Source organism: Aurantiacibacter gilvus (assembly GCF_038289935.1).
Taxonomy (GTDB): Bacteria; Pseudomonadota; Alphaproteobacteria; order Sphingomonadales; family Sphingomonadaceae; genus Alteraurantiacibacter; species Alteraurantiacibacter gilvus.
Genome location: NZ_JBBYHV010000001.1, coordinates 2,007,429 through 2,014,490, shown reverse-complemented (window position 1 = coordinate 2,014,490; position 7,062 = coordinate 2,007,429). Strand labels below are relative to the sequence as shown.

6 protein-coding genes are annotated in these 7,062 nt (G+C 61.2%); 5 read left to right on the top strand and 1 reads right to left on the bottom strand.

What is annotated here, in order from left to right; all coding sequences use genetic code 11:
* The 5 genes from AAEO60_RS09985 to AAEO60_RS09965 all read left to right on the top strand — a co-directional run.
* A partial coding sequence (locus AAEO60_RS09985; protein ID WP_341673516.1) for a hypothetical protein occupies positions 1 to 184 on the top strand: 184 nt, incomplete at its 5' end.
* 131 nt (positions 185 to 315) lie between these two features.
* On the top strand, positions 316 to 1,263 hold the full coding sequence (locus AAEO60_RS09980) for a helix-turn-helix domain-containing protein (RefSeq protein ID WP_341673515.1): 948 nt from the start codon (positions 316 to 318) through the stop codon (positions 1,261 to 1,263).
* 201 nt (positions 1,264 to 1,464) lie between these two features.
* A complete protein-coding gene (locus AAEO60_RS09975) occupies positions 1,465 to 2,802 on the top strand; it encodes a dicarboxylate/amino acid:cation symporter (RefSeq protein ID WP_341673514.1) in 1,338 nt (445 codons plus the stop codon).
* 125 nt (positions 2,803 to 2,927) lie between these two features.
* Positions 2,928 to 4,010 (top strand): site-2 protease family protein, encoded by a 1,083-nt coding sequence (locus tag AAEO60_RS09970; RefSeq protein WP_341673513.1) that lies wholly within the window; start codon positions 2,928 to 2,930, stop codon positions 4,008 to 4,010.
* Positions 4,011 to 4,014: 4 nt separating this feature from the next.
* A complete protein-coding gene (locus AAEO60_RS09965) occupies positions 4,015 to 4,977 on the top strand; it encodes an endonuclease/exonuclease/phosphatase family protein (RefSeq protein WP_341673512.1) in 963 nt (320 codons plus the stop codon).
* A 150-nt stretch (positions 4,978 to 5,127) separates the two neighbouring features.
* Here the strand turns inward: AAEO60_RS09965 and AAEO60_RS09960 are convergent, their stop codons facing one another.
* The gene (locus AAEO60_RS09960; RefSeq protein WP_341673511.1) at positions 5,128 to 6,999 is read right to left on the bottom strand and encodes an ABC-F family ATP-binding cassette domain-containing protein; all 1,872 of its coding nucleotides are present in this window, start codon (positions 6,997 to 6,999) and stop codon (positions 5,128 to 5,130) included.
* Positions 7,000 to 7,062 lie beyond the last annotated feature (63 nt).

Sequence of the window (7,062 nt, the reverse complement as noted above, 5' to 3'; positions counted from 1 at the left end):
GGCCAATGCCCGCGTGACCTGGCGCAACGAGGAGGAAGACCTGTCGATCGCGCTGGAGGTCACCAACCTCACCGACGAGTATTACTTCTACTCGTCGTTCGACCAGCGCAACAACAACGGCGGTCGCATCGCGACCCCGGCGCGCCCGCGCGAATGGGCAATCACCCTGCGGAAGGATTTCTGATCCTGAACCCGTAGTTGGAGTGGGGCGGTCACTGGAAGGGCCGCCCCCTCATTCTCCAATCAAGTTGACTTCTCAACATATCCCGGCCTACTTTTGGCGCATAACAAATGCGGCCAAGGGAGTGGTGCCGGATGGGAAGGGCGTTTTCCGCCTCGACAAGTGCGATTGATCCCGCTGAGCGGATCGCATTCTGGAACGCTGGATCCAGCCGGATCGGCGGCGTTCGGGCCGAGTCCATCAGCGACGTTTTCGATGCCGAAGTTGCCCATCGGCGGCTCGACAACATGTCGGTCTTTCGGCTGTGCTCCACCCCGCACCGGGTCACGATGAATCCGTTGGCGCCCACCCGAGATGCGATGTTGCGCCTGCGCTACCAGCAGACCGGCGAGACCCTGATCTTCCAAGGGAACAAGTCGGTGCAATTGCTGCCCGGCGACTGGATGATCATCGACCCACAGCAGCAGCAATCAGCTATCAACCACGGCGACGTCTCGCATTTGTGGCTGGAGGTGCCTTGCAGCAGCCTCCAGCTGACGGACCTCGAGGCAGTCCACGCCATGATCTCGCCGCTGCCCCTGAACCGCACGACTGGAGGGAACCTGCGGGAAAGCATGCTCCATGCGATCACTGCGCCTGGAGACATGTCCCAAGATGAAGCCCGGGACCTGGCCCGGCAGCTCACCAGCATGTTCCGCAAGGCCCTGGATGGCTTGACTGGCGGGCGTGTGCCGCAATCGCCGCGGAGCGACTTGGCCCTGCGCGCGCGCGAATATATCGACCGGAACCTGCACGATCCGGACCTGTCGCTGGACCAGATCGCCCGGGCCCTGGGCTGCACGCGGCGCTATGTCCACAAGACCTTCGACGGGTCGGAAACGGTGTCGCGCTACATCTGGAACCGGCGGCTCGATTTGTGTCGCAGCCGCCTGGAAAAGCAGGGCGAGCAATCGACGACGCTGACCGCGCTGGCTTTCGATTACGGTTTCAACAGCTCCTCGCACTTCAGCCGTTCGTTCCGCGAGCGCTTCGGCACCAGCCCGAGTTCCTATCTCGCGCAGGTGCAGCAGGCGAAGGGCTGACGGGGTACTGTCAAAGCAAACTGGCTGAGCGGGTAGGGCGATTTCTGCCAATCGGAGACAAGGTGCGATCAGGCTGACAGCACCCTCGGGCGGGCGCTGGCGACACGACTGCGGGTGGCTGACCAAGAGACGTATGTGTTCGCAGGTGAAGCCGGGTACAATGCCCTCGCCATCAGTTGCTGAACACGGCATGTTCGGGCGATGCTGAACGACGCGACATCCGAACTGGTCAAGATCTACCGACAGAGATCTAAACTGCGTGTCTGGGTTCGCTCTCGGCTTTGGGCTCAAGTGGTTCTTGCCATGGTTCTGGGTATCGCCGTCGGCACCGTCCTTGGCCCCACCTTCGGACTTGTGTCGCCGGAGACCGCGCGCACCCTTGGTTCATGGTTCGCTCTTCCGGGAAAGTTGTTCCTCGGCCTGATTGCCATCGTTCTCGTACCACTGGTGTTTTCATCGATTGTGGGCGGTCTTGCGGGTGCTCCGTCTGAAGAAGCGATGCGGAGCGTGGGGCTCCGGCTGGGGGTGTTCATCATCGGCACTACCGCGGTGGCGTCATGGATCGGGGTCACCCTTGCCCAGTTGATCAAGCCCGGCGAGGGCATGGAATACGAAGTACCTCTGACCGACGATGTCGCCACCAGCGTGGAGGCTTTCGACTTCAAGCTGCTGCCCGACCTCGTGGTCGGCGTATTGCCAACCAACCCCGCTGCCTCGGTCATGGAAGGAGATTTGCTGGCGATTGTTCTTCTGGCGATCCTCGCTGGTGTCGCTGCGACCCAGGTGCGCGCAGAAAGATCCGCCCCTTTCCTATCCTTGTTGGACTCCGTGATGTCCATATCCATGACCGTTGTGAAATGGGCCATGTTGCTCACGCCGTTTGCAGTATTCGGCCTGATGGCTCAGCTCATGATGCAGATCGGGCTGGGTTCGCTGATCGGCCTCGCCTCCTACGTGATTACGGTGCTGGTCGGCCTGGCGCTCCTGTCCGGTATTTATCTCTTGCTGTTCGTCACCCTAGGCCGAACCACGATAAGGGACTTCCTCTCGGCAGCCGGGCAGACACTCCTGCTGGCCTTTTCCACCTCCAGTTCGTCGGCCGTGATGCCGAGCACGATCCAGGCCGCCCGAAGATTACAGGTACCCGAAGACGTCGCCAGTCTCGTTGTGCCGATTGGGGCGACAATGAATATGGCGGGTACGGCCTTGTATCAGAGCGTCGCCATCCTTTTCCTTGCGCAAATGTCAGGTGTGGAATTGACTGCGGCCGAAACGGTATTGCTGGTCGCAACGCTGGTTGGCTCTTCGATCGGTGCACCGGGCACTCCCGGCGTGAGCATTGCCATACTTGCAAGCGTTGCGGCCGGGTTCGGCATTCCGGCCGAGGGCCTGGTTATCATCTTGGGCGTGGACCGCCTGCTCGACATGTGTCGCACGGTCGTGAATGTTACAGGCGACCTCACGGCGACGACGATCTTGCGCAATGCCATCAGCAAGACATCAACCGACGACCAGCCCATACAAGAGGCAGGCACCTGACACGCTGCCAGGCAAGCAATAGCCCCTGCTTTCCCAACTTGCCTTTGGTCCGCCATGCTTTTTGAGGTTGGCATCGTCCGCATTGCAGGAATAGGCTTCCGTCCAGTCTAGCTGGCGAGGTAAGGATGAGTTGGTCACCGACAATCGCGACGTTTGCAGAGACAAAGGTCCGTCTGCACTGGTCCTTTCTCCTCTTCCTGCTCTGGATCGGCCTGACGGCACTGCTAGACCAGGGAGTGGGCGCTGCTGTCAGCAGCCTTGTGTTCTTTTCCCTGCTGTTCATTTGCGTCGTTCTTCATGAGTTCGGCCATATTCTGGCTGCGCGCCGCTTCGGAGTGAGGACGCCCGATGTCCTGCTGCTGCCGATTGGCGGCGTTTCCCGATTGGAACGTATTCCCGAAGAGCCGCGGAAGGAGATCATCATCGCCCTGGCGGGGCCCTTGGTCAGCTTCGTGATTGGTTTGTTCGTCCTGGTGGTTCTCGGCTTTCCACAAGTCGACCTGGTGAACGGTCTGGCAGGCCCTGAAGCGATCCTCGTCCAGCTGGGGTGGCTCAATATATTTCTCGGTGCCTTCAATCTCATTCCAGCTTTTCCCATGGACGGTGGGCGCGTGCTGCGTGCTCTGCTCGCAAGTCGCTTCGGCTATGCCAGAGGCACGCAACTTGCTGCGAATGCCGGTCAAGCCGCAGCGATCATCTTCGGAATGCTCGGCCTCTTGTCCGGCAACTTCATCCTGCTGCTGATCGCCGTTTTCATATTTCTTGCCGCAAGCAGCGAAGCGGGTGCAGCGCAAATGCGCAGTGCCACGCTAGGCCTTACGACTGCCGACTTCATGATAACCGAATTCGATTGCCTGCGCCTGGACCAGCCGGTTTCCGCGGCTGCGGAGGCACTTATTCGCACAAACCAGAGGCAATTCCCGATAGTCGATGGCAAGGGGCGGCTGTGCGGCGGTCTCGACAGGGATGCCATCGTCAAGGCGCTGCATCGTGACCCCCAAACGCCCGTATCAGAAGCAATGCAGGCAGACATCGCGACAGTCACTCCACATCACAATGCCGATGAGCTTGTTCGTTACCTCCAGGCAGGGGAGTCCATGGTCGTCGTCTGTTCCGGAGACGATCGCCCTGTTGGCGTGGTGACTTGGGAGAATATGCTGGAGTACCTGATGGTCCACCCGCGCAAGGGTGCTTTCGCGCAAGAATGAGACCATGCGGATAGCGACATTCAACGTGCAGCGAATGCGGCTCAGGGACTGCGGGGACGAAACCCACCTCGATGGTGCGCGCGATGGTGATAGCCCGCAGGATAACAAGGTAGCCGATCGTGAGCTGGATCACCTGGACCGCAAGCTTACCGCGCGGGTCCTTGCCGAGGTGAATGCGGATGTCGTTGCGCTGCAGGAAGTGTTCGACCAGGCCACTCTCGATCACTTCCATGACGAATACCTGATGGCGCACAGCGTAGAGCCATGGCCGTACCGCGTCTGCCTTCCCGGAAACGATGGGCAAGGCCTCAATGTCGCGCTGATGAGCCGAAAGGCACCACAGGACATTCGCAGTCATGCAGGCCTCACTTGCGGCGACCTGGGTCTCGAACCGCTGCCCGGTCACGGCTTGGACGAGCGCATTTTCCGCAGGGATTGCCTGATCGCCACGATCGAGGACATCACGTTCTGCATCTGCCACTTCAAGGCACCATACCCTGATACCGAGCGTTCCTGGTTCCTGCGCCGACGTGAGGCACGAGCAGTGCGCATCCTGATCGAGCGTGCTTTTTCGGAACTGGCAGAGCCGCTTTGGCTCATTCTCGGCGATCTCAACGAACCTGCCCTTGATGGCGGAACCAATAAACGCGCGATTGCTCCGCTAACCGATGAATCCTTCGCCATCGACCTGCTCGAACGTCTGCCGCAAGAAGATCGTTGGTCGTTCAGGGACCCCGCCAGCGGCGCCTTTTCGCACCCTGATACCATGATTGCCTCACCGGCACTGGCGTCACGCTTTCCCTCCGCGATCCCGTTCTATGTCCGATGCGGGATGGAGCGGGCTATTACTGGCAACCACGAAAGGCATCTCGCCGGTGTGGGATTGCACCGGCCACGAGCGAGTGACCACGCAGCGCTCACGATCGACTTCGGCAAGAACGAGAGTGGCATCTCAAGGACCGCATAGGCGCTCACGAGGTGCCCACTATCGGGTCGCTCGCTGACCGTCGGTTTCTGGCGCTGGTTGTCGCAGAGCAGTTAGTTCGCAATCGGCCCCGCTTACGGTCGCTTTGGCTTCTTCCTGAAAACGCTGATGCAACAATCACCGGTTACACGACTACGCGTTCTTAAGCGCTTCCAGCTTTTCGCCGAGTGCGAGCCATTCTGCTTCAACTTTCGCCAGCTGATCGCTGACCTGTGATCGCTGGACAAGCAAATCGCCCGTCGCAATGTCGACGAGATGCGCCGGCGCCTTGGCAGGCTCGCACATCGCTTGGTCGATTTCGTGCAGACTTGCTTCCAGCCTAGCCATGGATTTCTCGGTCGAGGCCAATTCGGACTTGATGAAGCGCACCTTGGCGTCCGTTTTGGCGCGGTTTGTTGATGCGGTCTTTTCCGGAGTGGGCGCTCGTTGCTTCTTTGGCGGATTACGGCCGAGCACGAAGTCTATGTAATCGTCCATGCTGCCGGAATATTCCCTGGCAGTGCCGCCATCGACCAGCACCAGGCGATCCGCCGTCAGTTCAACCATATGCCTGTCGTGGCTGATCAGGATCACAGCTCCAGTGTAGTCATTCAGCGCTTGGACCAAAGCTTCCCGCGCGTCGACATCGAGGTGGTTGGTCGGTTCATCGAGGATCAGGAGGTGCGGCGCATCACGGGTGATGAGCGCGAGCGCGAGCCGGGCGCGCTCACCGCCTGAGAGTTTCTCGACCTTCGTGGTGGCGCGCGGGCCGGAGAAGCCGAAGCGCCCCAGTTGCGCTCTCACCGCGGCGGGAGCCTGGCCCTCCATGGCGCGCGTCATCAGTTCGACCGGCGTTGCATCGCGCGCCAGTTCCTCAATCTGGTACTGCGTGAAATAGCCAACCTTGAGTTTGCCTGGCGCAGTCATGGCCCCCTCGACCGTCGGAAGCTGGGCCGACAGCAGGCGCGCAAGCGTGGTCTTGCCGTTGCCGTTGCGGCCAAGCAGCGCGATCCGGTCATCGGCATCGATCCGCATGTCGAGGCGCTGCAGGATCGGCGGTGCGTCGCCGTAAGCCACGGCGGCCCCGTCCAGCGTGATCATCGGCGAGCGCAGTTCCCCTGGGGAGGGAAACTCGAAGCTGAGCGATGGATCCTCCATCAGCGCGACAATCGGCTGCATCTTGGCCAGCATCTTCGCGCGGGCTTGCGCCTGCTTGGCGGTGGAGGCGCGGGCGCTGTTGCGCGCAACATAGTCCTGAAGGCGTGCGCGCTGCGCGTCCTGCGCGGCCTTGGCGGAAGCCAGTTGTGCCGCGCGTTCGGCACGTTGTTTTTCGAACGCGTCGTATCCGCCCGCGTAGAGCGACAGCTTGCCGCCTTGAAGATGCAGGATGTGATCGACGACGTTGTTGAGCAGGTCGCGCTCGTGACTGATGACCAGCAGTGTCGCGGGATAGGACCTGAGGAAGTTCTCGAGCCACAACGTCGCCTCGAGGTCCAGGTGGTTCGATGGCTCGTCGAGTAGCAGCACGTCGGGCTCCGAGAACAGCAGCGCACCGAGCGCCACACGCATTTTCCACCCGCCCGAGAAACTGGATAGCGGCCGGCACTGCATGTCCTCGTCAAAACCCAGGCCGCTCAGGATCTTGGCCGCGCGCGCCGGCGCGGTGTAGGCGTCAATGGCGAGCAGGCGCTCGTGCACTTCGCCAAGGCGATCGACATCGGTGCAGGTTTCCGCTTCCTCGAGCAGCCGTGCGCGTTCGACGTCAGCGGCCAGGACAGCCTCTTCTGGCGTGATCGCACCATCAGGCGCTTCCTGCGCGATGTAGCCGATACGCGCCCTCGCGGGCTTGCCTATCTGCCCGTCGTCAGGCTCGATCTCGCCGATGACGGCCTTCATCAGCGTGGACTTGCCCGCTCCGTTGCGACCGATCAGCCCGACCCGTGCGCCCTTCGGAATCGTGGCGCTGGCGTGTTCGAGAATGGGTCGGCCGCCAAGCCGGACAGTGATTCCGTCGATAGTTAGCATGCTCGGCCCTTAGCAGCACTATTCGTCGGTCCCAATGACCTGAATCGCTCCGACAGGCAGTCC